This is a genomic window from Neisseria sp. HMSC070A01 (genome assembly GCF_001810165.1).
Lineage (GTDB): Bacteria > Pseudomonadota > Gammaproteobacteria > Burkholderiales > Neisseriaceae > Neisseria.
On record NZ_KV800135.1, the window covers coordinates 1 to 237 of the forward strand.

A 237-nucleotide genomic window follows, 5' to 3' on the forward strand; every position below is an offset into this window, starting at 1 on the left:
CCCATCTTTATTTTATGCCTTCTGTTCAAAAAAACAGCACCCCTGTTTCAAAAATGGCTATACTATGGACTGGCAACCATCTTTTCCAGCGTGATGCTTGGCGTCATGGCGGAAATCTCTATGGATCTGGTAGGCAATATCGCCATTACCGATGCCGTATCCAATATTGCCGCGGCACTGACCGGCGGAAATGTCGGCGGTATTATGCAGACCGTGACCCAGCAGCTGGGCCTGGGT

General features: G+C 50.2%; 1 protein-coding gene. It reads left to right on the forward strand.

Going from position 1 to position 237, the window contains the following annotated elements; all coding sequences use genetic code 11:
* Window positions 1-9: 9 nt before the first annotated feature.
* Window positions 10-237, forward strand: a 228-nt coding sequence (locus HMPREF2711_RS10640; protein ID WP_283118297.1) for a type IV secretion system protein, incomplete at its 3' end; no start/stop codon positions are given.